Consider the following 515-nt stretch of genomic DNA (forward strand, 5'->3'; position numbering starts at 1 on the left):
GGAATACGGATATTCCCGACCCCCGCCAATAAGGGATCGCTGCCGGTAACGGTCGGCTTGATGTTTCCCAGATTACGGATGCCTGCAAGAATCGGGGCTTTTATCCTCGGATTGGGGTTGACAAAGCTCGTCAGCCCGTCGGCAACGTTCAGCGCAAGCTCTTCGTTTTTCCGCTCTTCATGCCTGATTTTGGTGTCTTTTGTCCCGCTGTGCAACCAGGTCAGATTGCGGTATTCGGGTTTGTCCTGTCGGCGGTATTCCTCAAACAGTTTCGGATCATTGTAGGCTTGCGGATTTCTTGCGCCGTAGTCGCGGTAGTCCCAAGTATAACCCAAGGCTTTGTCTTCGCCTTTCATGCCGATTGTGGAAATAACCGTTTGGTCGGTATAGCCGTCTTGGGAACCTTTGTCCACCCAGCGCAGTATCTGCCTGCGGATTCTCATTGCCGCTTCTTGGCTGCTGATTTTTCTGCCTTCGCGTTTTTCGACTTCGCGCTTGAGGGCTTCGGCATATTT

Annotated in this window: 1 pseudogene; it reads right to left on the reverse strand. The window is 52.6% G+C overall.

What is annotated here, in order from left to right:
- A pseudogene (locus HMPREF2907_RS01235) lies at nucleotides 1-515 on the reverse strand (hypothetical protein); the annotation flags it as partial.

This window comes from Neisseria sp. HMSC055H02, assembly GCF_001813335.1.
Taxonomy (GTDB): domain Bacteria; phylum Pseudomonadota; class Gammaproteobacteria; order Burkholderiales; family Neisseriaceae; genus Neisseria; species Neisseria sicca_C.